Annotated in this window: 19 protein-coding genes; 5 read left to right on the top strand and 14 right to left on the bottom strand. The window is 57.3% G+C overall.

The window, feature by feature from the left end; all coding sequences use genetic code 11:
- Positions 1 to 232 precede the first annotated feature (232 nt).
- From AQ981_RS04090 to bcsR, 8 genes are all read right to left on the bottom strand, one after another.
- Positions 233 to 1,519 carry a dicarboxylate/amino acid:cation symporter gene (locus AQ981_RS04090; protein WP_058910490.1) on the bottom strand — a complete coding sequence of 429 codons (1,287 nt, stop codon included), beginning with the start codon at positions 1,517 to 1,519 and terminating at the stop codon, positions 233 to 235.
- Between the two features lie 151 nt (positions 1,520 to 1,670).
- Positions 1,671 to 3,692: a biofilm formation regulator HmsP gene (gene hmsP / locus AQ981_RS04095; protein ID WP_058910491.1), complete on the bottom strand. Its 2,022-nt coding sequence runs from the start codon at positions 3,690 to 3,692 to the stop codon at positions 1,671 to 1,673.
- A 118-nt stretch (positions 3,693 to 3,810) separates the two neighbouring features.
- Positions 3,811 to 7,284 (bottom strand): cellulose synthase complex outer membrane protein BcsC, encoded by a 3,474-nt coding sequence (gene bcsC, locus AQ981_RS04100; protein ID WP_058910492.1) that lies wholly within the window; start codon positions 7,282 to 7,284, stop codon positions 3,811 to 3,813.
- The gene (bcsZ, locus tag AQ981_RS04105) at positions 7,263 to 8,369 is read right to left on the bottom strand and encodes a cellulose synthase complex periplasmic endoglucanase BcsZ (protein ID WP_058910493.1); all 1,107 of its coding nucleotides are present in this window, start codon (positions 8,367 to 8,369) and stop codon (positions 7,263 to 7,265) included. Before bcsZ ends, bcsC begins: the two co-directional genes overlap by 22 nt.
- The gene (gene bcsB / locus AQ981_RS04110; protein WP_058910494.1) at positions 8,369 to 10,717 is read right to left on the bottom strand and encodes a cellulose biosynthesis cyclic di-GMP-binding regulatory protein BcsB; all 2,349 of its coding nucleotides are present in this window, start codon (positions 10,715 to 10,717) and stop codon (positions 8,369 to 8,371) included. The genes bcsZ and bcsB overlap by 1 nt, the downstream gene beginning before the upstream one ends.
- A 10-nt stretch (positions 10,718 to 10,727) precedes the next feature.
- Positions 10,728 to 13,343 carry a UDP-forming cellulose synthase catalytic subunit gene (gene bcsA, locus AQ981_RS04115; RefSeq protein WP_058910495.1) on the bottom strand — a complete coding sequence of 872 codons (2,616 nt, stop codon included), beginning with the start codon at positions 13,341 to 13,343 and terminating at the stop codon, positions 10,728 to 10,730.
- Positions 13,340 to 14,074 (bottom strand): cellulose biosynthesis protein BcsQ, encoded by a 735-nt coding sequence (gene bcsQ / locus AQ981_RS04120; RefSeq protein WP_058910496.1) that lies wholly within the window; start codon positions 14,072 to 14,074, stop codon positions 13,340 to 13,342. The genes bcsA and bcsQ overlap by 4 nt, the downstream gene beginning before the upstream one ends.
- A 17-nt stretch (positions 14,075 to 14,091) precedes the next feature.
- Positions 14,092 to 14,280 (bottom strand): cellulose biosynthesis protein BcsR, encoded by a 189-nt coding sequence (gene bcsR, locus AQ981_RS04125; protein ID WP_058910759.1) that lies wholly within the window; start codon positions 14,278 to 14,280, stop codon positions 14,092 to 14,094.
- Between the two features lie 170 nt (positions 14,281 to 14,450).
- On the opposite strand from bcsR, the gene bcsE reads away from it, so the two are divergent.
- From bcsE to bcsG, 3 genes are read left to right on the top strand one after another with little or no spacing between them, the layout of a single operon-like run.
- Entirely contained in the window at positions 14,451 to 16,025 is a 1,575-nt protein-coding gene (gene bcsE, locus AQ981_RS04130; protein WP_058910497.1) for a cellulose biosynthesis protein BcsE, read from the top strand.
- Positions 16,012 to 16,206, top strand: coding sequence for a cellulose biosynthesis protein BcsF (gene bcsF / locus AQ981_RS04135; protein ID WP_058910498.1), 195 nt, complete (start codon positions 16,012 to 16,014; stop codon positions 16,204 to 16,206). Before bcsE ends, bcsF begins: the two co-directional genes overlap by 14 nt.
- Positions 16,199 to 17,863 (top strand): cellulose biosynthesis protein BcsG, encoded by a 1,665-nt coding sequence (gene bcsG / locus AQ981_RS04140; protein ID WP_058910499.1) that lies wholly within the window; start codon positions 16,199 to 16,201, stop codon positions 17,861 to 17,863. Before bcsF ends, bcsG begins: the two co-directional genes overlap by 8 nt.
- 146 nt (positions 17,864 to 18,009) lie before the next feature.
- Here the strand turns inward: bcsG and AQ981_RS04145 are convergent, their stop codons facing one another.
- Positions 18,010 to 18,384 carry a putative T6SS immunity periplasmic lipoprotein gene (locus AQ981_RS04145; protein WP_058910500.1) on the bottom strand — a complete coding sequence of 125 codons (375 nt, stop codon included), beginning with the start codon at positions 18,382 to 18,384 and terminating at the stop codon, positions 18,010 to 18,012.
- A gap of 335 nt (positions 18,385 to 18,719) precedes the next feature.
- On the opposite strand from AQ981_RS04145, the gene AQ981_RS04150 reads away from it, so the two are divergent.
- Positions 18,720 to 19,049: a hypothetical protein gene (locus AQ981_RS04150; protein ID WP_058910501.1), complete on the top strand. Its 330-nt coding sequence runs from the start codon at positions 18,720 to 18,722 to the stop codon at positions 19,047 to 19,049.
- A gap of 166 nt (positions 19,050 to 19,215) precedes the next feature.
- Here the strand turns inward: AQ981_RS04150 and dppF are convergent, their stop codons facing one another.
- From dppF to dppA, 5 genes are all read right to left on the bottom strand, one after another.
- Positions 19,216 to 20,229, bottom strand: a complete 1,014-nt coding sequence (gene dppF / locus AQ981_RS04155; protein WP_058910502.1) for a dipeptide ABC transporter ATP-binding subunit DppF — start codon at positions 20,227 to 20,229, stop codon at positions 19,216 to 19,218.
- A complete protein-coding gene (dppD, locus tag AQ981_RS04160; RefSeq protein WP_058910503.1) occupies positions 20,226 to 21,209 on the bottom strand; it encodes a dipeptide ABC transporter ATP-binding protein in 984 nt (327 codons plus the stop codon). The genes dppF and dppD overlap by 4 nt, the downstream gene beginning before the upstream one ends.
- An 11-nt stretch (positions 21,210 to 21,220) precedes the next feature.
- Positions 21,221 to 22,123, bottom strand: coding sequence for a dipeptide ABC transporter permease DppC (gene dppC, locus AQ981_RS04165; protein WP_058910504.1), 903 nt, complete (start codon positions 22,121 to 22,123; stop codon positions 21,221 to 21,223).
- Between the two features lie 9 nt (positions 22,124 to 22,132).
- The gene (gene dppB / locus AQ981_RS04170; protein ID WP_058910505.1) at positions 22,133 to 23,152 is read right to left on the bottom strand and encodes a dipeptide ABC transporter permease DppB; all 1,020 of its coding nucleotides are present in this window, start codon (positions 23,150 to 23,152) and stop codon (positions 22,133 to 22,135) included.
- A gap of 292 nt (positions 23,153 to 23,444) precedes the next feature.
- Complete coding sequence (dppA, locus tag AQ981_RS04175; protein ID WP_058910506.1) at positions 23,445 to 25,055, bottom strand: dipeptide ABC transporter periplasmic-binding protein DppA; 1,611 nt, start codon at positions 25,053 to 25,055, stop codon at positions 23,445 to 23,447.
- A gap of 546 nt (positions 25,056 to 25,601) precedes the next feature.
- Here dppA and AQ981_RS04180 point away from each other — a divergent pair.
- Positions 25,602 to 26,513 carry a LysR substrate-binding domain-containing protein gene (locus tag AQ981_RS04180; protein ID WP_058910507.1) on the top strand — a complete coding sequence of 304 codons (912 nt, stop codon included), beginning with the start codon at positions 25,602 to 25,604 and terminating at the stop codon, positions 26,511 to 26,513.
- Positions 26,514 to 26,920: the final 407 nt, after the last annotated feature.

Genomic DNA, 26,920 nt, shown 5'->3' on the forward strand with positions numbered 1-26,920 from the left:
ACATTCCTGGTGAAATACGATACCCGTGATACTTCAAACTGCATGCGCGTTTACAATACGCAAGTTATTCAGGGTATACACTGCGGCGCGCATAGGGCGCGGCGCAGATAACTTTTTTCTGTTTTCAGTTAGACCGCACGAAAAGAAAAAAGTCACGCCTTGAGGTGAAATTAAGGCTAATTATGCGCAGGAGCCCGCAGCCAGGGCAAGTGGCTGCGGGAAATCAGAGAGTTCAGGAGGATATTTCGCTGGTTTTAGCGTCAGACGGCTTATTATTCAGCGTGTTCTGCAACTGCTTTTCATCCAGTTGTTTTACCCACTTCGCCACCACCACTGTCGCCACGCCGTTGCCGACCAGGTTAGTCAGGGCGCGGGCCTCGGACATGAAGCGGTCGATGCCGAGAATCAGAGCCAGACCAGCCACCGGCAGATGTCCGACCGCCGAAATGGTCGCTGCCAGCACAATGAACCCGCTACCGGTCACCCCTGCCGCCCCTTTCGAGGAGAGTAGCAGCACCACCAACAGCGTGATCTGATGGAAGATATCCATATGGCTGTTGGTCGCCTGGGCAATAAACACCGCCGCCATAGTCAGATAGATTGAGGTGCCGTCAAGGTTGAACGAATAGCCGGTCGGAATCACCAGCCCGACCACCGATTTGCGGCATCCGAGCTTCTCCATCTTATCCAGCATACGCGGCAGCGCGGATTCCGACGACGAGGTACCCAGTACAATCAGCAGCTCTTCTTTGATATAGCGGATAAATTTGAAGATGCTGAACCCGGTGGCCCGGGCGATGCTGCCCAATACCAGCACCACAAACAGAATACAGGTCACGTAGAAACAGATAATCAGTTGGCCGAGCTGCACCAGGGTTCCCACGCCGTATTTACCGATGGTGAACGCCATCGCGCCGAAGGCGCCAATCGGCGCCAGGCGCATGATCATATTGATGATGCCGAAGATGACCTGCGAGAAGCTTTCAATGACGCTGAAGATAATCTGGCCTTTTTCGCCAAGACGATGCAGCGCAAAGCCAAACATCACAGCGAACAGCAACACTTGCAGGATATTACCACTGGCAAAAGCGCCGATAACGCTGGATGGGATCACATCCATCAGGAAAGCGACGATCCCCTGATCTTTTGCCTGCTCGGCGTAGATAGCCACCGCTTTGGCATCCAGGGTTGCCGGATCCACGTTCATTCCCGCGCCGGGCTGTACCACGTTGACGATAATCAGGCCAATGATTAGCGCCAGGGTACTGACGATTTCAAAGTACAGCAAAGCCACCGCACCAGTACGGCCGACAGCTTTCATGCTTTCCATCCCGGCGATGCCGGTCACCACGGTACAGAAAATAACCGGGGCGATTACCATTTTGATTAATTTAACAAAGGCGTCGCCCAGCGGTTTCATGTCAGCACCCAGATCCGGCCAGTAGTGGCCGAGCAGAATACCGATAGCGATGGCGGTCAACACCTGAAAGTAGAGGCTTTTAAAGAGTGATGTTTTCATAAAGTGTCCCATAAACGGCAAAATCCGCAGACTAAACATTGTTATTAGATCTGCGGTGCCTAAAGCTACACCAGGAAAACATTAAGGAAATATATATTCATCACATTTGAAACAAATGTGTTAAAAAAGTGAGCTGACTCGCACCAGCCCATTACTTTTTTTCATAGTTTTTTACATCATCATCGCTATCAGGCGTCAAATAGCGCTGAGTGAACGCTTCCGGTGACATCGCCCGGGCAAACAGATAACCCTGAACGATTTCCACCCCGGCCTCGCGCAACCAGTTCAGTTGCGCTTCGGTTTCCACCCCTTCGGCGATCGCCTCCAGGTTCAGGTTACGCGCCATGGTGAGGATCAGCGACACGATACTGCCGTCCTCCGGCAGGCCGCTGACAAAGTTCTTGTCGATTTTCAGGATGTCCACCGGCACCGACTTCATGTGGTGCAATTGATGTAAGCTGGCATAGCCCATGCCAAAATCGTCCAGCGCGATACGCACCCCGGCGTGGCGCAGCGGCCGCAGAATGTTAACCGCCGCCTGCGGATCGTCAATACGCCGGCTTTCCGTCACTTCCAGTATCAGGCTGCCGGGCGCGATAGCATAGCGCTGCAACAACGTCATCAGCCGCTCCACCAGATCCGGCTGCACCAGTTGTAACGCGGAAATATTCACACTGACCGGAATCTCCACTCCCCGCCGCTGCCAGCTGGACAGCAGGCGAACCGCCGACTCCAGCACCCAGTTACCGACGGTGACCATCAGGCCGCAGGATTCAATACGATCAATCAACCCGTCAGGCAGCGTCCAGCTACCGTCCGGCTGCTGCTGACGCAGCAGTACCTCAACGCTGGCGACCCGCTCATCGCTCAGGCGAATTTGCGGCTGCAGCCAGAGTGCAAACTGCTCATTTTCCAGGGCCCCGAGAATATCGTTCTCCTCCGTTAGCCGCTGTTGCGCCCGCACCATCTGCTCCGGATCGAAAAACTGAATCTGGTTTTTGCCCATCTGCCGGGCGGCAAAGGCGGCGGACACCGCGCGGCGCAGCAATTGCTCTGCGCGGATATCGGCGATGCGCATGGCGATCCCTACGCTGGCGCTGGGGCGCAGATAAATGGCGTTGAGCGGCAATTTTTCATTCACCGCCGCCAGCAACTGGCGGGCAAGCTGCATCGCCTGCCAGGGATCGGTGATCCCACGCGCCAGCACCGCAAAATCGTACAGATTGACCTGAGCCAGCACCATGCCGGCCGGCAAGTGCTGTTGCAGGCGGGACACCAGCGTCAGTACCAGCGCCTCACGCTGCTCTTCATTCAGTACCCCGGCCGATTCCTGTAGCGTTTCGCTGGCCAATACTATCATCGCCAGCGGCTTACCGGCCTGTAGATCCTGTTCCACCAGCGCCTGCAACAGGGCTTTGTTCGGCAATTCCGACCCCGGGAAACGGGTGCTCAGACGGACCTGTTCATCCTGCTGACGCCTGACCGCCTGCTGGTTGCGGTTATAACTGCGCACCAGCAGGCCGATTTCATCATCGTGGTGCAACGCAGGGATCTTAAGCTGGTGCCCCACCGCATCCTGGGGAGAGATATCGTTCAGTTCCCGACCCATGCGGCGCAGCGGATGAACAATCAGGCGATTAATACACCAGGTAATGCCCACCGTCAGCACCAGCACCAACAGCAGCCAGGCGGTGACCAGGGTGGAAATGGTGCTCAGAATCGTGCGATACATGCGCCAGGAGTCCGCCTGCAGCACCAGATACGCCAGCGGCTGTGGATTGGCCGGGCGCTCCAGCGAATACAGCGGCAGAGAAATCTGCACCGGCAGTTCAAATATCCGCGCCATCAGCACCGGTACCGATCGCTCGGTGACAAAGCTGACGCGCAGCGCCTGAAACTGATTAGGCAACACCACATCAGCCCGGCTGAGAATGCCGGAGGGCTGGATTTGACTGAGGATCGCTTCGGCCTGGGGGATATCTGCTTTAAGAATGGCCGCCGACAGGGGGCGGCGCACGGAATGCGCGATGCTTTCCATTTGCGTCGCGGTGGTATAACGACTCTGCTGCACGAAGTGAAAGAGCAAAACAACAATAAAAACCGCAACAAACACCATGACAACCGCAAATACGGCTGCCATCTGTTTGATCGTTAACGAACGACTGACTCGCAAATTCACTCTCCGTCAGAATAGCTGCATTCCGCTGCGCGGCGATCCGCCGGCCCCGTGGGCAGGAGTATACTGTATTGCGACCCTTTGTAGACTTATTCACACCGGGATTACAGATAATTTACCAGTCTGCATACGGCACCAGCGGCTGCGGCGGCATGTCCATATCTCCCTGCCATCCCCCTAACGAATAACGCACAAAGACCAGCGCATGACTCGGGGCATAATCCTTCGCCTGTTGAATATCGATCCCCGCGCCAATCGACCAGTGCGAAGTCAGGCGGCGTTCAATTAACGCCCGGGCGGTATAACCGGTTCCGGACGACGAGCTGCCGGTCTCTATCGCGTACTTGTCGGTATATCCCTGGCCGTCGGGAATCAGGCTGGAGATCGGATAACGCCGCTGGTCATTGGTCTTCGAGTGCGACCAGGATACCGAGCCTCCTAACTCCCAGGACCAGTTTTCGGTACGCTGACGCCAGATAACCGGCACCGCGAACGACAGGTATTGCTGCGGGCTGTAATATCCTCCCTGACCGAGGGTATAGGTGCTCAGATCTTTATCGTAGTGCCAGATCATATTGCTCAACCCGACGGTCAGGCGGCGGTTGTCTTCGTTAATCAGCTTATAGTAGTAACCGGTCATCCAGCGCACCCGCCAGTTATCCGCCACATTTTTGCCGGTCAGCGTGTCGGCGCTCAGGCTCGACCAGACCCCGTGGGCGCCTCCCTTGTCATAGCTCATGCTGACGCCGGCCCCGGTGGCGCGCACCCCGCCCCACACGGTATTGGTGTTCGGATCGCGCTGGCCGCCAAACGACAGCACTGAACTGGAGATCGGCCTGCGATGGGCGTTAAGCGTATAGCCTATCGGTCCCAGATCGTCGCTGTAACTCAGCCCGCCGACCACATCCACCACATCGAACCCCATGGGGGTAGTACCCAGATCCATTTGCCAGGTGTCGTTACGCCAGCCCGCTGCGATACTGGCCCCGGCGGCACGCTGTTTATTGCTGCCGCTACAGCCGTGCTCATAACAGGTGCCCCATTTTTCGCTGTACTCGCCGCTGCTGAAGGTGCCGGCATCCATATTCACCACATCGGTGCGGAAAAACATTTTGCCGTCGCTGAGCGGCGCGTCCACCTGCAGCATCGTGGTATGCGCTTTGAGATCGGAATACCCCGGGGTGCCGCTGGAACCCCAGTAATCGTGATCGAGAGTTACAGTGACATCCTGCTGGCGGTACAGGTCGGCTGCGTCGCTGCGCACGCCGCGCTTCAGCCAGTCATCAGCCGCATTGTTGCGGGTCAGACGGGTGAATTCATCATTGTTCTGTGGACGCCGATCGGTAATGTCGGACGCCACCATCGCATCCCGCCAGGTGCCCAGCGCCTGCTGCGGTTGACCATCCGCAGCCTGAAATCGCGCCGCGTCGCGCAGCACCAGGGCATTTTCCATCGACGGCGGCTGTGACGTCGCCTGCGGCACAATCTGGCTATAGATACGCCGCGCCTGGCCATTATCCCCCAGCGCCGCGCTGGCGTTAGCCACCCGTCGCAGAGTATTCGCCGACAGCGCCTCCGCCGCCTGTTGCTGATTGAACTGCGCCAACTGACGGCGCGCCCCGTCTTTGTCGCCGCGGGCGATCAGCGTTTCGGTCATTCCGAGCAGCGCATCGCTATTCTCCGGGTCCCGGGACAGCACCTTCTGATAGCTTGCCACCGCGCCGTCATAATCCCCGCGCTGAGTAGCCCAGTCCGCCAGAGTTAAATCAATGCGGTCCGACGCCGGCTGCTGCTGTAATAGCGCAATCGCCGCGACCTCCTGACCACTGTCGCGCAACTGGTTGGCGCGCGCCATCACCTGATTCAGCTCCAGACGCTGTGCCAGTTCGCGGATATTGTCGGTCCACTGGCCACGCGGCAGGGCATTCAGGGAGGAGAGCGATTCGGCATCCCGATCGGTACCGGACAGGTAGAGCGCGCGGGCATAGACCAGATCCGCATCGCCGGGGTGGCGGCGCGCCAGCTCGCTGAAAGCGCTGTCGCCCCGGGCCTGTTGCCCGGAGGCGGCCAGATCTTTCGCCAGCCGGTATGTCGTCCAGATACTATCGGGATCCTGTTGTAAACGACGCTGATGCACAACCGCGGCCTCATGCCAGCGACCTTCGTTTTCCAGCGCCGCGGCCTGTTTTTCCAGGCGCTCATCCGTCAGGCTGCGCTCAATATCGTCAATACTTTTACGCTGACGGGCGCTGAGCGTATCCAGAAAAGCCTGCGCCTGCTCCGGCGACTGGCGACGATAGATATTCGCCAGCCCGCGCACCGCATTACTGTTGCCGGAATCCATACGCAGCGCCTGGCGGTAATAGCGCTCCGCCGCCGCATCGTCCTTATTGGCCACCGCGACATCCCCCAGCCCCAGAACTGCATAGCTGTCGCTGGGATCGACGCGCCGGGCCTGTTGGAATTTACGCTGCGCCAGCGCGTTATCATTGGCTTTCAGCGCCGCATCGCCCTGGTCGATCAACAGCCAGTAACGGTTGGTTTGCAGCAGGCTTTCCCACTTACCGCGGTCGCTGCCCTGCGGGTCCATCGCGATCGCCTTTTCAAACTGCCGCACCGCCAGCGCCCGGTTGCCCTGGCGGGAGTAGGCCTGGCCCAGCGCCCCCACCAGATCGCTGTCTTTTTGATCGCTGGTCAGCGCCCGCTTCAGGTCGCCAATCGCCCGGGCGCCGCCGCCCGCTTCGACAATCGCCAGTCCCTGCGCCCTGGCGCGGAAGGCCGGATCCGCCAGTTGTTTCTGCTGTTGCTCCAGCATAACTTTCGCCGCATTGACGCTCTCCCCTTCGCTGAAGGTTTGCAGGAAATTCTGCAGCGCCGTCACACTGGACTGGCTGACCGGCATTTTTTGAATTCGGGCATACCACATTTCCGACGCCTGCCCGCGGCCGGTGCTGGAGCGCGCCATCTGCTCCAGCACCGCAAAACCATCCTGCTCGCGGCCATCGTTAAACAACATTTGCGCCAGCGCCGCCTGCAACGCGTTATTGCCCGGCGTACGGGCGTTCATTTTCTGCAACTGGCTGAGCGCTTCGCTGTGATGGGCCGGCACTTTGGCCATCAACAGCCAGTATTCGATCCCGATATCTCCCTCGGGCGGTTCGCCGTTAAACAGTTTCTGATACGCGACAATCGCCTCTTCATTATGACCCGTGGTGGCCAGCAGGCGCGCCTGCTGCAGTTGCTGACGCCCTTCCGGGGAGGCCAGCATCATCGTGAGACGCGCATCCTGATAGGCGCTGGCGTTCGGGGAAAGTTTCGCCATCCGCTCCAGCAACTTACGGGCGCCATCGCTGTCCCCCTGGCGCAACAGATAGCGCATCCGGGCGGCGATGACATCCGGATCGTCCGGGGCTATCAGTTCCAGCCGGTACAGCGACTGGCGCACCAGGTCTTCACGATTTGTCGCTTCACCCAGCCGCACCTGCTGCAGAAGCTGCTGCTGGCCGGACGCTTCGGCGGCGAACGCCGATGGCATCCACGCTATACTGAGGGAAAGACTGAGTAGACTTATTGAGATTGTGTTGCGCATAGCTGGCCCCAGTCAGGGACTAATTCGCCCTGAGACGTAAAGCGAAAACGCTGCTGATCCCATCCCTGGCCATACAGAGTTAAAACAAAGTTGTAATAGGCGTCCTGCTGCGGATACTGATCCTTCACCCGCTGGCGCTGCACATACAGCGCCGGACTGTCCTGCAGAGCGGGCAACAGGGCGGCGGAAAAACCCACTGGCCCATCGTTGGTTAACGCGCCGCTCACCACCGCCGCCTGTTCCGGCGGCGCGCCGCGCTTCACGGTAGCGTCAATCATCGGCTGGAAATGGTTCAGCAGGCGGGCTTTATCAGGATCGCGATCGCTCATCATACCGGCCCACAGATAGACCCGAATGGCGTTGTAGCTGCTTACCAGCGCCGGCTGCGCTTTCATCTGCCAGCCTTTGCCTTTGTTCCAGTTGACCCAGTCGGGGGAGAACCCTTTGGGAGAGGTTTCCAGTAACAGACGCAGCGTCGGACCACGCATTTTTGACCACGGCCCCGGGTAGCGCGCCGCCCGATCGATAAGCTGTAGCGGCAGATAGCTGGGGTTTAGCCGCCAGCTATCCTTTTGGGCAAATCCTACTTTGCCCGGCAGCAGCATTGGCCCCAGACCGGGGATCTGCGCCACTTCTTCTTTTGCGATACGCGCCAGGAGTTGTTCCCCCAGCGTACTGTAGCTGTCCTGCTCCCACAGCCGCCCGGCCTCCAGCAACGCCCAGGCTATCCACAGGTCGGAATCGGAGGCGGAGTTAGTGTCCAGCACCGTCCACTGATTATCCTCGCGACGCCCCCACAGCCAGGCCGGAAGCTGTTTACTTAAGTCGCCCTTCGCCAGATTGTTCTGGGTCCAGGCCAGTATCCGGTCGAAGGCCGCCCGATCATTGGCCACCAGCGCGAAGAACAGCCCATAACTTTGCCCCTCGGAAGTGGTGATTTTGCGATCGTCGCTCGGATCGACAACCCTTCCCCCTTCGCTGACAAACCCGCTTTTGAACTGTTCCCAGGCGGGCCAGCCGCAGTCGGCGCGGACGCCGACCGTTATGAGCATCGCCAGAACCGCCGTAGCGCCGCGCCAGTTCATTACTCATCCTCAGCGTGCAGGCGACGGCGACTCAGGATGCGCAGAATACGCCACAGCACCCAGGCCAGCAGTACTACGCTGATTGCGGCAAACACCGCCAGCAGCACCGGATGGTTCGAAAGCGCAAACCACAGGCGTTCAAACCACGGCAGGTGCCCGACATAGTAAATATCCCCCACCCGCAGCCCGGCGACACCGGATTCGCGAATCACCGCGACCGAACCATAGATAGCGGCGCGTTTCCCGGAATCATTAAGCGCATTGTTGAGTAATTCGTAGCCGCGCGGGCTGTCCGCCAGCAGAGCGACAACGCTACGCTGCTCGTGGTACGGCGACTGGAAGCCGACCACCGCCGCCATCGGCGCGCTGGAGGTTACCGTTGTCTGGGCTTCCGCGGCGCGATCGTTCTCATCCGGCATAATCGTCGGCAGGGTCGTCTGGCGGACTGGGGTTTTCACCCAGCTCTTCGCGGCGTCGACCAGCAGATTGATTTTTTTGTCGTCCTTCAACGGTTCCGGGATGTTGCCGATGATCATGATATCGGCGTCTTTACCTTTCATCTGCTCCGGGTTATCGGTCAGGTTGACGTTAAACGCCGCCAGACCGGTCTGGGCGCCGATAGTGCCCAGCGCATCAAGCAGCGCCATCACCTGCGCCGGCGCCGGCTGTTTCGCCACCACCACCAGGGTTTCCGACAGATCGGCCATTCTGCTGAACGGGAAACCGGCATTGGCGAAGGTGCGCAGGTCCGGCATGGCGATGAAGTGATAATAACTGGAGAAATCAATCGTCGACGCATCATCAATCACCACCCGGTTCGGTACCGGCTGATAAGTAATACAGTTCTCGATCGATCCCCCGGGGATCGGGTTCATGTAGAAGAAGTCGAAGCGCAACTGGTTGGTCGCCCCCAGGCGCAGAGCGGGCAGCGAGACATCGTTATTGCCGTCCAGCAGCCCCTGCATCACCGGCAGACGCAGGAACAGTTTGTTCCCGCGGTCCTTTGGCAACAGCGGGAACGACTGCAGGAACTGGTTGTTCAGGCTGATGTCCATCCGCGAGCTGTCCTTCGCCGGCGGCGAGGTATAGCGATATTTGAGATCCATATCGATACCGTTGGTGCGCAGCAGGTACAGATCCGGCGGCAGGTTGAGCGTCACATTGACCGAAGCCGGCACCAGGCCGGAAGACTGCAACTGCTCTTCATAGGTTTTCAGCTCGCCAAAGGTAACTGCCCGGTCAGTACGCACCCAGTTCGGCGCATCATAGGGTTTACGCGCCAGCAGCGGCGTCACATCATTGACCACCAGTTGACTACCGCGGAACAATATATTGCCTTTGGCAATCCCTTTTGCCGCCAGCACCAGGTCATTATCGTCACGGCCGAATACCACCAGCATTTTCACCCACGGTTTGTCGGGGTGGCTTATCATTTCAAGGGTCGGCGCCTGCACCGGCGGGTGCTCGCGCAGGAAGTCCGGACGTCGGTCGTTAGTGGCGAAAACAATACTATTCCGGTCCGGCAACTGATTGAACAGCACCGGGAAGTGCTGACCGCGCCACACCGCGCGGGAGCCAAACCACGAGGCGATAATCGCCGCGGCGCGCTGCTGCTCCAGATCCGGCGAGCCGGCGAACACCATGGGTAACTCCAGGCTTCGATCGTCCCTGGCGTCAAAGAAAGGCACCGGGAAATGGGACAGGTCGTTACGCACATCCAGGGTCTGGAAGGTTAAATCCAGGGCGCTACCGCGCCCTACGTCCAGCCACAGCGTGCTGTTGGCCGGATTTTCACAGATATCGCGATAGTGGCCGACGAACTCCAGCCGTACCCGGTTAAAATCGGTGATGTACAGCGGATCAATCGGCAACTGAGCGACCGTTTTATTCCCCAGTTGCTCCTTCGTGACCGGCAGCACGCCCATCAGTTCATCATTGAGATACACCTTCAGTTGCGATTGCACCGGAATCAACGCCGGCGACGGGGTGTACACCAGGTTGAGCAGGGCTTTGGTCACCACTTCATCGCTGCGCATGCCGAATTCCACAGAGGCATCCGGGTTGATGCCGCGCAGCACCATGCTGCCTGGCGGCGGCGCGATTTGCGCGAAGTCCAGTTTCACATCCCGCGACGGCGTACCGGCAGCGAAGATCGGCGCATCGGCGCCCGTCACCCCGGGCAATACCGACCCAACAGGGACTTCGCCTTCGGTAGCGGCAGGCGCTGCCTGATTCTCCACTGGCGCGGCGGCGTCCGGCTGCGCCTGCGGAGCAGCCCAGGCCTGAATGAATGGAAAACTTGTTACCCCCAGAGCGGCGGCATATAACCAGGATATTTTTCTTTTCATCGCGTTTTCATCATTGTTGAGCCACTGCCGGCCCCGAATGCGGTCCGGCGGCGCGCGCCGGTCGGCGGGGAATAAACGACACGATCCAGTCAACCAGTGCGGTCAAGGAACGGAATACCACTTTCAGGGATGCCGGCGCGAACTCCGCCAGATGGCGGTAGCCCCGGAACCCTAATTTCAGAATATCGAGCAGGCTTTCCAGCGGTTTATCTTCCGGATAACTGTCCTGCCACAGCGCCCAGGTATCCGCCCGGGCGAAGGTGCACTGAATAAAATCAATATGTTGCTGGGTGGTGAGATCCGTCAGCTCCAGGCCTATCTCTTCGTCCATTACGCGCACCACTTTTACCGGGAAGGCATATTCCTGCGTGCCGCGTTTAAGCAACAAACGCACCATCTGGCCTTCCAGCACCCGGGACTGGCCGTGAACTTTCACCCCTACCCCGGTTCCGGAATAGTCATGCATGGTGCAGGAGAACAGGTGGCCGTCATCCCGGGCGATAGCCGCCGGCATAGAGATTTCCACCCGGTGCGCGTGGCGCACCTGCTTACTTTCCACAGCAACCGCCACCGCGCCGCCCAGTATCAACAGGTTATAGAACACCCACGCCAGACTCACCAGCACCGTCAGTTGTTCGTTTTCCGGACCGGCAAAGAAGCGCCAGATGCCGAACAACACCCCCAGTAAGTTAAACAGCACCAGGACCATATAGGGGCGGGTAATTACCCAGTCGATGTACTCGTGTTCAATCAGGCCGCCTTTCGCGGTAACGTTGAACTTACCCTTATGGGGATTAATCAGCGCCACCAGAGTCGGCCTGGCGATATACCAGGCCAGCACAGTTTCATAGATTTCGCTCCAGAACGAGTGACGATATTTCCCCTGGATCTTCGAGTTGGTCAGGCTGGCGTGAATCATATGCGGCAGGACAAATAGCGCAATCATGATCGCCGGCGCGTAAATGATATAGGCGTGCAGCAGCAGGAACGCCAGCGGCGCCGTCAGGAAGATCAACCGCGGCACCCCGGACAGGAAGTGCAACATCGCATTGGCGTAGCACAGGCGCTGGGCCAGTTTCAGCCCCTTGCCCATCAGCGGGTTATCCAGCCGGAATATCTGGACCATACCGCGCGCCCAGCGAATACGCTGGCCGATATGGGCCGACAAACTCTCCGTCGCCAGCCCGGCGGCCTGGGGAATGCGGATATAGGCCGAGGTGTAGCCGCGACGGTGCAGGCGCAGGGACGTGTGCGCATCTTCGGTGACCGTTTCCACCGCGATACCGCCCACTTCATCCAGCGGCCCGCGGCGGATCACCGCGCAGGAGCCGCAGAAGAAGGTCGCATCCCACATGTCGTTGCCGTCCTGCACCAGCCCGTAGAACAGCGTGCCCTCGTTCGGGGTTTTACGGAAACGCCCGAGGTTGCGTTCAAACGGATCCGGCGAGAAGAAATGGTGCGGCGTCTGCATCATCGCCAGCTTTTCATCTTTGAAAAACCAGCCCACGGTCATTTGCAGGAATGAGCGGGTCGGCACGTGGTCGCAGTCAAAAATCGCCACCAGGTCGCCAGTGGCCTGTTTCAGGGCGTTATTGATATTCCCCGCTTTCGCGTGCTCGTGGGTGGTACGGGCGATATAGCGTACCCCGACCTCCTCGGCGAATTTGCGGAACTCCTCGCGCCCGCCGTCGTCAAGGATCCAGACGTTCAGCTTGTCGCGCGGCCAGTCCATGCCCAGCGACGCGTAAATAGTGCCTTTCACCACGCTGAGGTCTTCGTTATAGGTTGGCACAAAAATATCCACCACCGGCCAGGTCGACATATCTTTCGGCATCGACACCGGATGGCGGTTGAGCGGCCATATCACCTGGAAATAGCCCATCACCAGCACTATCCAGGCGTAGGTTTCGGCGAACAACAGCACCAGCCCGAAAATCAGGCTGAGCGGATCGTTCCAGTTAAGCGTCGAGGTATAGCGCCACCAGATATAGCGGCATGAGACGGTCAGGGAGAGCACAATCAATATCAGAGCCGGGAAGCGCCCCGGCATCCGCCGGACAATCAGCGCAATACCCCACAGCAGCATCAAAAAGATAAACTGCGACAGCGGGTTAAAGGGCTGCGTCACGCACACCAGCGCCAGCAGAAAAGCCAGTACCACCACCGTGCCGAGGATCACCCGCCGTAGCCCCTGGCTGAGGTGCCCCAGCTCTTTGTGGCTTTCCAGGTGCCGGGTACGATCCTCCACGCGCTGCGGCAACGTCTCCATCCAGTGAAGGTAGGATTCGCGCCAGCTCTGAATCCGCGAAAACGCCCGGTGTTTAGGGCGCACAAAGGTCTCGCGCGGCAGCGCCACCAGCAACCACAGGCTCTGAATCGCATAGCGCAGCGCATCCAGCGGCCGGGGGCGCTGCGGGTTTATCTGCGGCCACAGTTGCTGGTGCCGGGCGATAAGCCCCTGCCAGCGGCTATTTTCCAGCGGCAGAAACACCCACGCCAGCGAATACAACAGGCAGCCCCAGAAAGCGGCCAGCGGCGGCGAACCGTTGCGCCGGTAGGTCATATAGCGCTCTCCCAGACGCTGGCTGACCGGGGGAATAAACAGGCTGCGGATAAGGAGACTCATTCAGCCCTCCCGGCGAGGCGCAGCAGGCACCAGTTCGCCAGCGTCAACACCTCTTCCGCCGCCAGCGACTGTATCTGGTATTCTCCCGGCGGCTGTTTCATGGCCAGCGACTCCGACACCGCTTCATCGCGGTGAATGGCGATTGGCACCAGCCGCGGCTGGGCGCTAATCCACAATTGATAGATATCATCCTGCACCTTACTGCCCACCAGCAGGTAGTTCACCAGCAGCAGAGCGCCTTCAGGCAACAGCTGTTGATGCAGGCGGATATGGCAGTTGGCGTCCGGACGTACTACCGTCATGATGTGATCGGCCTGATCCAGCAACTGGCGGGTTAACGGGGTGGTTTCAGCGGGAAGATCGAGCAGTATCCACTGGTAGCGGCCGCTGGCTTTCAGCCTGGCGAGGCTATCGCTAAAGGCGGCCAGCCGGGGTGCCAGCGCGCCGAAATCCAGCTGCTCCGCCGCCGTCAGGTTACCGAAAGGCAAAATGTCGAGATGGGAAACATAGCGCCAGCCGGCCTGCTCCCACGGCTGGTTGTCAAGCATTGAACGGGCCCAGCCGCGCGAATCCGCCAGTTCGATATTGAAAAACAGGCGCAGCATATTGGCCGGCGAGGCATCAATCACCAGTACGGATTCACCTAATTGCTGGAGCGCCCAACCCAGCGCCGCGGCTATCGACGTCGTTCCCACACCACCCCGAATGCCCTGTAGCCCGATAACCGCCATCAGGTATGCTCCCTTTTTTATTGCTTGTCAGCCATTTCGGCCAGTAACGGCCAGCGTTTTATCGCAGCGGCAAGGTGTTCACGCTGTAAAATATCGGCGTAGTCAAGTTTGGGTAATGAAAAAGCCCGTCTTAATGACTGAATGTCATTTTGCTCAGCATAGGCAGATGTATTATCCACATCATAACCAGGACTATTCTTATTCATATTGTATATATGCACCCCTCAATTTTCCTGGATAACATGATGATTATGCTGATGACCGGAAAATTGTTTACAATGCTAAAACTGATGCGCTTTATTTTCAATGTTAGGTTTATTTACAGGCTTTCGCTAGTAAACTGACATACATACGGTTTTCATTTGAGAGGCTTAGCATGAGCCCAGTATTCTCTATTGGCATTCGTTCTTTATGGGATGAATTACGGCATGTGCAGACTGGCGGGGTCTGGTGGATTAACGTCGATCGTCGCCAGGACGCAATCTCTCTGGTAAACCGTACTCTTGCCGCTCAAACATCCACTGCCCGGGTCGCGGTAATAACCATGGGCGAAAAACCGCAATTATTGATCAATCTGGATAGTCAGCAGGGTCCGGAGAGTATTCAGGCTTTTACTATGCCCGCCACCTGGCCGGCACACCAGGCGTTAGCTACTGATATTCTTTGTAATATTGACCCCGAAAATACACTGATAATTCTTGTGGGCGCCGAAAATGCTTACGAAAATATTGCCGGTGACAAACTCACTGACTGGCTGGAAAAAATCGCCCGCTGGACTAAGGTTTATAATTGCGGTTTTTTGATCGTGAATACAGGACATAATACCGATCGCCAGTCTTGGCTGCTAATTGGCGAATATCGCAACCTTTCCGGGCTCGCCAGTTTACGCTACCAGGGCGATGATTATGTCTACGATATCGCCTGGTGGTCGAATCAGCTCGGCGTCAGCGCCCGTCAGCAACTGACTTTAACCCGTCGCGACGGCGATTTAACGCTGGCGGAAACCACGGCGGTCGCCCCCCGCTCCCGCGACGATGAAAAAGCGATTCTCAGCCACCATGCAGTGCTGGAAGGCGCGCCGCCGCTCTCAGAATACTGGCAACTGTTTGACGGTAACGAAGCGTTATTTGACGCCGCCCGCAGCGCTCAGGCCGCCACTATTATCTTCTCCCTCAACCAGAACAATCAGATTGAAGGGCTGGCGCAGGATATTCATACCCTGAGACGCCAGCGCGGCAGCGCGCTGAAAATCATTGTCCGCGAACGCAGCCCCAGCCTGCGCGCCACCGATGAACGCCTGTTGCTGGGTTGCGGCGCCAATATGGTGATCCCCTGGAACACCCCGCTATCCCGTAGTCTGAGCCTGATCGAAAGCGTACAGGGCCAACAGTTTTCCCGCCACGTGCCGGAAGATATCGACATCCTGATGCGCGCCATGAAACCGCTGGTGCTGAAAGGCTACCAGCCCTGGGAGACCTTCTGTAACCTGCTGACTGATTTGATGAACAACCCGCTGGTCCCTGCCGACAGTAAAGGCGTGCTGGTGGCGCTGCGCCCTACGCCCGGGCTACGGGTGGAGCAGGCGTTGACGCTGTGCCGCCCCAATCGCCAGGGGGATATTGTGACCATCGGCGACAACAAGATGTACCTGTTTCTCTCCTTCTGTCGCATTAATGACCTCGATACCGCCCTGAAGCATATTTTCCCGCTGCCGGTCGGCGACGTGGTATCTAACCGTACCGTCTGGTACGAAGACAGCCAGATCAGCGCTGAACTGAACCAGATGCGTTACGTAAAAGAGGAGCAACGTACCCAGCCGCTGCCGCAAACCATCGGTAAAAGCGAAGCGATGAACGTGCATTATGACGGCAAACAATGGCGACGGATCCCGGAACCGGTAACTCTGCTGTCTGACCAGAAAGGAGCGCAGGCGCACCATGAATCTCAATGACATTTTCCAGTTGGTTATCCTGTGCGCGCTTATCTTTATCCCGCTGGGTTATGGGATCCGCAGCCGGCTTGCACGCATTAAGGCATTTATCCGCATCCACTTTATGAAACCACGTTACGTGAAATCCGCGGGGGTATTACGCCGTACCGCTTCCGCCAGGGCAGAACAAAAACATGACTAAACGTATCCTTCCGGCATCGGTCTCTTCATGGCAGTACTGGCGCGGGCTCTCCGGCTGGAACTACTATTTTCTGGCGAAATTCGGCCTGCTGTGGACCGGCTATCTGAATTTTCACGCCATGGCGAACCTGGTGTTTATGGCCTTTCTGCTGTTTCCGATCCCGAACCAGAAACTGCATAAATGGCGCCACTGGATAGCCTTGCCCATCGGTTTTGCGCTGTTCTGGCATGATACCTGGCTGCCGGGGCTCGACAGTATTATGAGTCAGGGATCGCAACTGGCCGGTTTTAGCTGGGACTATATCGTCGATTTAGTGACGCGCTTTATTAACTGGCAGATGGTTGGCGCGGCCTTTGTGCTGCTGGTGGCCTGGCTGTTCCTGTCCCAGTGGATTCGTATTACGGTCTTTGTGGTCGCCATCATGGTATGGCTGAATATTTTGACTATCGGCGGTCCGGCGATCGCGCTGTTGCCTTCCACCACCGCGCCAGCGGCCAATACCACTGCGGCAGCGGCAGGCAATAACGACGCCAGCGACGGCGTGGCCATGACCGGCGATATCCCGGCGCAGACGGCGCCGCCAACTTCACCGAACCTGACGGCATGGCTTAATACCTTCTACGCCAGCGAAGCCAAACGCCAGACAACATTCCCGGATACATTGCCGGAAGATGCCCAGCCGTTCGATCTGCTGGTGATTAATATCTGCTCCCTGGCCTGGGCCGATATTGAGGCCGCTGGCCTGAGCGATCATCCGCTGTGGAAGCACTTCGATATTTTGTTTAAAGACTTCAACTCAGCGACCGCCTACAGCGGCCCGGCGGCTATCCGCTTGCTGCGCGCCAGTTGCGGTCAGGAGTCCCATAAGGGGCTCTATTCCGCGGCGGGCAATAAATGCTACCTGTTCGATAATCTGGCGCAGCTTGGCTTTACCCAGCACCTGATGATGGATCACAACGGGGTATTCGGCGATTTCCTGAAAGAAATTCAGCAAAACGGCGGCATGCAGGCGCCGCTGATGAGCCAGACCGGTCTGCCGATTAATCTGCTGTCTTTTGATAATTCGCCGATCTATGACGATAGCGCGGTCCTGCAGCGCTGGCTGCAGGAGGTGCCGAAAGAGGGCGCGCGCAGCGCGACTTTCTTCAACCTGCTGCCGCTGCACGATGGCAACCACTTCCAGGGCGTCAGCAAAACGGCGGACTATAAAGTGCGCGCCCAGAAGCTGTTTGATCAACTGGACGCCTTCCTGACCGAACTGGAAAAATCAGATCGGAAGATTATGGTGGTGGTGGTGCCGGAGCATGGCGCGGCGCTGAAGGGCGATAAAATGCAGGTTTCCGGCCTGCGCGATATTCCCAGTCCGTCAATTACCCATGTACCGGCCGGCGTTAAATTTATCGGCATGAAGGATCCCCATGAAGGCGCCGCGATTGAAATCAGCCAGCCCAGCAGCTTCCTGGCGATTTCTGAACTGGTATCCCGCTCTGTCGACGGTAAAAACTTTGTCGCGGATAAGGTCGACTGGAATGCCCTGACCAGCAACCTGCCGCAGACGGCGCCGGTCTCAGAGAACTCCAACGCCATTGTCATTGAGTACCAGGGTAAACCCTACGTGAAACTGGGCGGCGGCGACTGGGTAGCCTACCCGCGTTAAATGCCCCAGCCTCTCCGCCCGGCATCCGGGGCCGGAGAGGCTGCGCAACCCCCTCTTCGCCGTCAAAGCATTCAGACTCGCCAGATAAGCGCAGGTCGTAAGGAATTCGCCTGAGTTACCCGTCAGCGAAAAATAACCGCCTGGCTTTACTTCAATACAATACGCTCGCCCTGTTGTAACACGCTAAAGCGTGCCTCATAAGCATGCAACGGCGTTTCGACAACCACGCCATAATCCTCTGCCGGAATAAATTTAAATTCCCCGACGCCAGGAATACACTTCCCGGCCTCCAGCGGTTGGGGGGCTATGGCGTATGATTTTTCATAGACATAGCGGCTTTCGCTATAGCTCCATATCGCTACCCGCAAAATATTTTCATCTTTAACGATGTCGGCAGCCTTAATAAAGACACAGATCCTGCCATTAACGATCCCTGACTGCGCCGGATACAGGTTAACCCTGTCCCCCATCGGACATCCCGAGAGAAAAATAGCGGGGAGGAAGAAGAGATATTTTTTCATGTGTCGGGAACCCATGGTGGGATATGATGAGGACAATTTAGCGATAAACACCAGAAACCAAGACAGTGTTGCCTGAATATGGCATCAACGATTATTCTCGCCGGGGAGCACTTCAAACACTGGTGATATCGCCGCTACAACACCAGGAAACAGGCCCGGCATGTAAACAAGCCTGACGAAAAAGCGTTATACAATGACAACACTTACCCGGCAACAACGGATGGTAACGCAGACCCGTTGAATAGCATGGACGGCCCCTGCGCTAACTTGTTCTGGAAGTGAAATGACCCGGCGCCGATACCAATACCGATAAAGGAATAACAGGAGGCAAATCAATGCCTGTTTATGAACAGAAGCGGCTGAATTCAGGCTTTACAACCAAAGATCTTCAGAAACTTCGCTGTCACACAGAAGCAAGCGGAGATCCACTTGAACAGGTTATAAATGAACTCGCCAGCCATTTTCGGGCATTAATCTGGATCCTCACGGCTATGCTGGTCATTACGGTCATCGTCCTGTTAGTTGGTTCACCAACCCATATCATTTCATGGCTGGTTGCCGCAGTATTTCTTAGCGTTTTGTTTATTATTGTGATGCCGGTGAGGCTGGGTTTTAAATCATGGCAATTCCGCCGGCTACAATCAGGTACCCGCAAGCATCTTTAGTGAGCTAATAAGTTTCCTCTCTCAGTTTATGGTTTTCATAACAACTTATTGCAAATTACGATGACGACATTCATTCGCATTAATCATTTCTGAATACTTCTGGAAACATTATTACGACAAAAAACAAAACCGGAGCCATGGCCCCGGTTTCATTCTTTACTCTGCTTCAGCTTAACGGCTTCTCGCCGTTCTCATCCTGGTCGACTGCGAAACAGGCTACCCGTTGGCCGCCATACTCCTTGAGTTGTGGCTGCAACTGAGCGCAGGGGCCAAAACGCCGACGACAGCGAGCATTGAACGCACAGCCTGGCGGCGGGTTAAGCGGACTGGGCAACTCGCCGGTCAGTTTAATACGTTCACGGCGATCGTCCGGATTCAGGCGCGGCGTTGCCGATAACAGCGCCTGGGTATACGGATGACGCGGATTATTGAAAATCTGCTCTTTAGTGCCTTTCTCCACGCAGCGGCCAAGATACATCACCATGACTTCATCAGCGATATGCTCGACCACCGACAAATCGTGAGAAATAAACACATACGACAGCCCCAGCTCTTGCTGCAGATCCATCATCAAATTCAGCACCTGAGCGCGTACCGACACGTCCAGCGCCGAGACCGGTTCGTCGGCGATCACCACATCCGGATCGAGCATCAGACCGCGGGCAATCGCAATACGCTGACGCTGGCCGCCGGAGAACATATGCGGATAGCGATCGTAGTGCTCGGTCTTCAGGCCGACTTTCGCCATCATCGCCAGCGCCTTCTCGCGCCGCGCCTCTTTGCTCAGAGTAGTATTGATCAGCAGCGGTTCCTCAAGGATCTGGCCCACTTTTTTACGCGGATTCAGCGATCCATAGGGATTCTGAAACACGATCTGAATCTTCTGGCGGCGCAACTTCTGGGCCTGAGGATCGTGCTTAAGCAAATCCTGGCCCTGATAATACAACTCGCCGCCGGTGGGGATCTCAATCATGGTCAGCAGGCGGCCAAGGGTCGATTTCCCGCAGCCGGACTCTCCCACCACCGCCAGCGTTTTACCGCGCTCCAGCTGGAACGACACCCCATCCAGCGCCTTCACCAGGCGTTCCGGGGCAAACAGCCCCTTCTTCACCGGGTAATATTTTTTCAGGTCGATCGCCCGCAGCAGCGGCTGTTGCAGGGTAGCCTCATCAGTACTCATAGTGCTGGCCTCCCGGCATCATCAAGTGGGTAGTGACATTTCGACTGGCGTCCGTTATCCACGGCGTTCAGCGCTGGTTCTTCCACGCGGCACTTGTCAGTGGCGTACGGGCAGCGCGGATTTAACAGACAGCCATTCGGGCGGTCGTATTTCCCCGGCACCACCCCTGGCAGCGACGCCAGACGCGCTTTATCCTGGGCAAACTCCGGCAGCGCGCGCAGCAGCGCCTGGGTATACGGATGGCGCGGCGCGCGGAAAATATCCCGCGCATCGCCGGTTTCCACCACCTGCCCGGCATACATCACGATGATTTTGTGGGCCGCTTCCGCCACCAGCGCCAGGTCATGGGTGATCAGAATCAGCGCCATATTCTCTTTCTGCTGCAGCTCCAGCAGCAGCTCGATAATCTGGGCCTGAATGGTCACATCCAGCGCAGTGGTAGGTTCGTCGGCAATCAATAGCTTCGGACGGCAGGCGATGGCCATAGCGATCATCACGCGCTGGCTCATCCCGCCGGACAGTTGATGCGGGTAAACCTCAAGGCGCGACGCCGGATCGGGAATCCCCACCAGCGTCAGCAGATCGATAGCCCGCTGGCGGCGCGTCTTTTTATTTCCCCCCTGGTGTACCTTAATGGCCTCCATAATCTGGTAACCCACGGTATAACAGGGATTGAGGCTGGTCATCGGGTCCTGGAAAATCATCGCCACTTCGGCGCCCACCAGATTACGGCGTTCGCGCTCCGAAATACGCTTTAGATCCTGGCCGTTAAATTCCAGGCTATCCGCCATCACCCGCCCGGGGTAGTCAATCAGCCCCATAATCGCCAGCGAACTGACCGATTTACCGGAGCCGGATTCACCGACAATACCGACCACCTGCCCCTGCTCCACGCTGTAGCTCACCCGATCTACCGCGCGAAACGGCGCCCCTTCATCCCCGAAGTGCACCGATAATTTCTCTACATTCAATAACGCCATCCCGAACCTCTTTACTGCTTCAGTTTGGGGTCGAGCGCATCACGCAGGCCGTCCCCCATCAGGTTAAATGCCAGTACCGTCAGCAGGATAGCCAGACCGGGGAAGGTCACTACCCACCAGGCGCTCTGGGCGAACTGCAACACATCGGAGAGCATGGTGCCCCATTCCGGTGTTGGCGGCTGCGCGCCCATGCCGAGGAAGCCAAGAGCGGCCATATCGAGGATCGCGTTAGAGAAACCGAGCGACGCCTGAACGATCAGCGGCGCCAGGCAGTTGGGAAAGATATTGATGAACATCTGGCGCATTGCGCCAGCCCCCGCCACCCGGGACGCCGTGACGTAATCGCGGCTCACCTCCACCAGCACCGCGGCGCGGGTCAGTCGCACATAGTGCGGCAGCGCCACGAACGTCAGCGCCAGCGAGGCGTTAACAATTGACGGACCGAATATCGCCACCAGCACCAGCGCCAGCAGCAGGCTCGGCAGAGCCAGCATAATATCGACCACGCGCATGATAGCGGTATCCACAATGCCGCCGAAGTAGCCGGCCACCAGACCGAGGATGATCCCCATCACCAGCGACAGGGCCACCACCAGACAGCCAACCAGCAGCGAGAGACGGGCGCCGTACATCAGGCGCGACAGGATATCGCGCCCCACATCGTCAGTACCGAGGATATAGCTCCAGCTCCCGCCCTCCTGCCATACCGGTGGATGCAGCAGCGCATCGCGGAACTGCTCCGCCGGGCTGTGAGGCGCGATAAAATTGGCGAACACGGCGATGAAAATCACCACCACCACATACGCCAGCCCCACTACGGCGCCTTTATTGCGTTTAAAGTAGTGCCAGAACTCCTGCAGCGGCGTCATAGGAACCGGCGCGGCCAGCACATTATTTTCAGTTAGTTGCGTCATGATGGCCTCTTACTTTTTGTGGCGGATACGCGGGTTAACCACGCCGTACAGCAGGTCCACCAGCAGGTTGACGAGGATAATCATCGTCGCCACCAGCAGAACGCCCCCCTGCACCACCGGATAGTCGCGACGCTGCAGGGCATCAATCAGCCAGCGCCCCAGCCCCGGCCAGGAGAAGATGGTTTCGGTGAGAATCGCCCCCGCCAGCAGCGTACCCACCTGCAGACCAATCACCGTCACCACCGGCAGCATGGCGTTACGCAGCGCGTGCACCACAATCACGCGCATCCGGGTCAGCCCCTTGGCGCGGGCGGTACGAATATAATCCTCGCCCAGCACTTCCAGCATCGCCGAACGGGTCATACGCACAATCACCGCCAGCGGAATGGTGCCCAGCACGATCGCAGGCAGGATCATATGCTGCAGCGCATCAATAAAGTCCCCTGGCTCGCCCCAGATGGCGGTATCAATCAGCATAAAGCCGGTGAGCGGCATCGAATCATCGAGGAAAACCGTATCGCTGATACGCCCGGAGACCGGCGTCAGGTTCAGTTGTACCGACACCAGCATGATAAGCATCATGCCCCACCAGAAAATCGGCATGGAGTAGCCGGTCAGCGCCAGGCCCACCGCGGTATGGTCAAAGACTGAACCGCGTTTGACCGCCGCCATTACCCCGACCGGGATACCGACGATCACCGCGAAAATCATCGCGCAGACCCCCAGTTCCAGGGTGGCTTTAAAGCGCGGGACAAATTCGTCCCACACCGGTATGCGGCTTTTCAGGGACAGGCCCAGATCGCCATGCAGTACCCCCTGAATGTAGTTCAGGTACTGCTGCCACATGGGTTTATCAAGACCGAGTTGCGCCAGCAACTGGGCGTGGCGTTCAGGAGAAATGCCGCGTTCGCCGGCCATGATCATCACCGGATCGCCGGGGATCATATGAACAAACGCGAAAGTAAGTAGGGTAATACCTATAAACGTGGGGATCACTAATCCCAGACGTCGGAGGATGAACTGCAACATATCCCGGGTTCTCTGTCATCTCTCGCCTTGCCGCTCATGTTAACTCTCCGGACAGGGCGGCCAGGCATCGCTCCCGGTAAACCAGGATCAATACGCGACACGCTTTCCGGCGTCGGAAACATAAATGGGCAGAATCACTGCGGGCGAGATTATCTTGCTCACGAATGCACACACTCCCTGACGGGAGCGGGCAAACGACAGTGCCTGTAAAACGGCAGGTCAGCGAGCGCTCACCTGCCCAGGTGCTCATCAAACTGCTCTCTGACGGGCGACTGTTGCGCCGCCCGGTTTTTTATTTCTCTACAGACACATTTTCGAAGTGGTGTTTACCCAACGGATCCACCACATAGCCTTTGACTTCTTTACGCACTGGCTCATACACCGTGGAGTGGGCGATGATCAGCGCCGGAGCCTGATCGCGCATCACTACCTGAGCCTGTTTGTACAGTTCAACGCGCTTGTCGTGGTCATCGGTGGCGCGGGCCGGCTGAATCAGATCTTCAAACGGCTTGTAGCACCATTTTGAATAGTTAGAACCCTGTTTTGCCGCATCGCAGCTGAACAGCGTGGCGAAGAAGTTATCCGGATCCCCGTTATCGCCGGTCCAGCCCATCATTACTGTCTGGTGCTCGCCATCTTTGGCGCGCTTGAGGTACTCGCCCCACTCATAGGTGACGATTTTGGCCTGAACGCCAATCTTCGCCCAGTCGGCCTGAATCATCTCCGCCATACGGCGCGCGTTCGGGTTATACGGACGCTGTACCGGCATCGCCCATAGATCGATGGTGAAGCCCTTCTCCATACCGGCTTCTTTCAGCAGTTCCTTCGCTTTTTCCGGATCGTAGGTATAGTCCTTAACCTCGTCGTTGTAGCCCCACATAGTCGGCGGGATCAGGTTTTTCGCCGCCACGCCAGCGCCCTGGTAAACCGCCTTGATAATGGCCTCTTTATTGACCGCGTAGGTCAGCGCCTGGCGTACTTTGACGTTATCCAGCGGTTTTTTCTCAACGTTAAACGAGAGATAGCCGACGTTGAGACCCGCCTGCTCCATCACGTTGATATTTTTGTCTTCTTTCATGCGCGCGATGTCCGCCGGATTCGGGTACGGCATCACCTGGCATTCGTTTTTCTGCAGTTTGGCATAGCGCACGGAAGCATCAGGTGTAATGGAGAACACCAGACGGTCGATTTTCGGCTTCTCACCCCAGTAGCCCGGGAAAGCTTTGTAGAGGATACGCGAATCTTTCTGGTATTGCAGCAACTGGAACGGACCGGTGCCGACCGGGTCAAGGTCCAGTTTTTCCGGCGTGCCGGCTTTCAGCATGTTATCGGCATACTCTTTGGAAAGAATTGATGCGAAGTCCATGGCCAGGTCAGCCAGGAACGGCGCTTCCGGGCGGGTCAGGACGAACTGTACGGTGTGATCGTCGACTTTTTTCACTTCGCTGATCAACTCCGGCAGCCCCATGCCTTCAAAGTATTCATAGCTGCCGCCAGATACTTTGTTATACGGGTTCTGGGGGTTTTTCTGCCGATCGAAAGAGAACACGACATCATCGGCATTAAAATCACGGCTGGGTTTAAAGATTTTGCTGTCCTGCCACTTCACGCCCTGGCGCAGGTGGAAGGTATAGGTTTTACCGTCCGGGCTGATATCCCATTTTTCCGCCAGGCCCGGGATAACTTCGGTCGTGCCGGTCTTGAATTCCACCAGACGGTTATAAATGGGTACGGAGCTGGCGTCATAGGTGGTACCAGAGGTGAAGAGCTGTGGGTTAAAGCCTTCCGGCGACCCTTCTGAACAGTAAACCAGGGTGTTTGCCTGCACGCTTGCTGCAACGGTCATGGCCACCAGGCTAAGACCAAGTTTCAGCATCCCTGACTTCTTCAAGGAAATACTCATTGTTGTGCTCCAATGTGATGATGTGTTGTGTTAGCCGTCAGGTCATTCTTATTTTTTACCCGACCCGATCGGCGCTGCCCCGCAGGGCGCCGGGAATGGAGAATTCCGGGTGTCTTATGACATGTTCACAGGACAAAGTGTGCGAAATCCCCCTACCCGCATAACAATCTGTCAACAGATCGGTGAAAGGTCAATACAGTTGGCGGCGATTTACGCTCAAGGTGAGAGGCGACAGGCAAAGATTAAAAAAACTTCCACGCGCTATTCTCAGTATAAGAATTTGTAGAAAATCTTAAACCCAGGTAAATAGACTATTAACAACGGTAACTATCAGTGTTTGCGTTTACAAAATTTAATGTGCTATTTCCTGCCGGCTGATGAAGTTATGCGCAGACAACCGCGAACGCGCATATACGCCACACCGCGGCGCCGGATATGGCAAAATGCTTTAAGGTCACAGTTTTGCTATACCGCTATAGCGCGCAGATGGCGAATCGTGAATAACCCGGTGAGCACTGCGCACCGGCTCACAGGGGGAGAAAAAGCATGGTCATTACCGCTCAGGCATTAAATGTGGTGATCACTACAGCACGCTGCGGCAGCTTTTCCGCGGCGGCAGAGGAATTGCACAAAGTCCCCACCGCACTCAGCTATACCGTTCATAAACTGGAAAGCGATCTGGGGCTTAAACTGTTTACCCGCAACGGTAAGCAGCTTGAACTCACGGAAGCCGGGCGCTATTTCATTAAAAAAGGCGAGCTCATTCTGGCCGAACTCGACGACCTGCAGCACTCCGCGCTGCGCATCTCTGCCGGCGTGGAGACCACACTGCAACTGTCGCTCAATAATATTGTCAGCCTGAGGCCTGTCTACACGCTGCTGCGCGAAAGCGAGCGTCTGTTTCCACAAACTGAAATTCATCTGGCGATTGATGTTCACGACGGCGTATGGGATGCGCTTCTGGAAAAGCGCGCCGATATCGCCATCGGCGCCCCGAGTCAGATAGCGCCGCATACCGAAATTCGTAGTGAAAAATTCGCCACCGTCGAATGGCTGTTCGCCATTAGCCCGAACCACCCGCTAACCCATATCAACCGTACGCTACGGGCCGATGATGTACGCCATTACCCGGCTATCTGTATCCGCGATACCTCGATCCGCCTGGAGCCGAAAATCGCCTGGCAGTTGCGTGGCCAGAAAGCCGTAGTGGCGCCGGACTACCACAGCAAAATCGCCATGCATCTTGATGGGCTGGGCGTTGGTTTCCTGCCGCGCCATATCTGCCAGCCCTACCTGGCGCAGGGGCGACTGGTTACCCGCAATGTCGAAGAGAGCAAACAGCCCACCTCATTATACCTGGCGTGGCGAGAAGAACCGGTGCGCCCCTGTTTTTCCTGGTGGCTTGAACAGCTGCGCCAGCCGGACGTGCAGCGCCAGTTTCTTCAGCCTCTGGAATGAATCACTTCGCCGCCAGCAAGCGCTGGCGTACCCGATACAGCCGGTCATCAGGTTTCATCATCGCTTTCCCCTGTCGCGGATCGAATCAGGATCACAAATTTGCAATCCCGTTTCTGGCGGCTTTCCTGGCGCCGGAATTCCCCACCTCACGCCAGCCTGCACGCCGCAAGGCCTGCCTCTATTCTGCCCGACCCGCCGCCGGCGAGCCCTCATATTTTTTGAGGGTTAACCAGAAATCCTTTCTGCGCATTTCCCCGCAGTGGCCCATAGACTGATGGTGAGCTAAACATTTTGCAGTGAGTTATACACAACGTCATTCAGGATGTACCGCAGCGGCCTGGTACCGGAATCCCCGGACACAGGCGAAAGTCAGCCGTCGGGCTAACCGGTGAAGGCAACCTGAAGGA

Source organism: Entomohabitans teleogrylli (assembly GCF_001484765.1).
In the GTDB taxonomy this organism is placed as follows: Bacteria; Pseudomonadota; Gammaproteobacteria; order Enterobacterales; family Enterobacteriaceae; genus Entomohabitans; species Entomohabitans teleogrylli.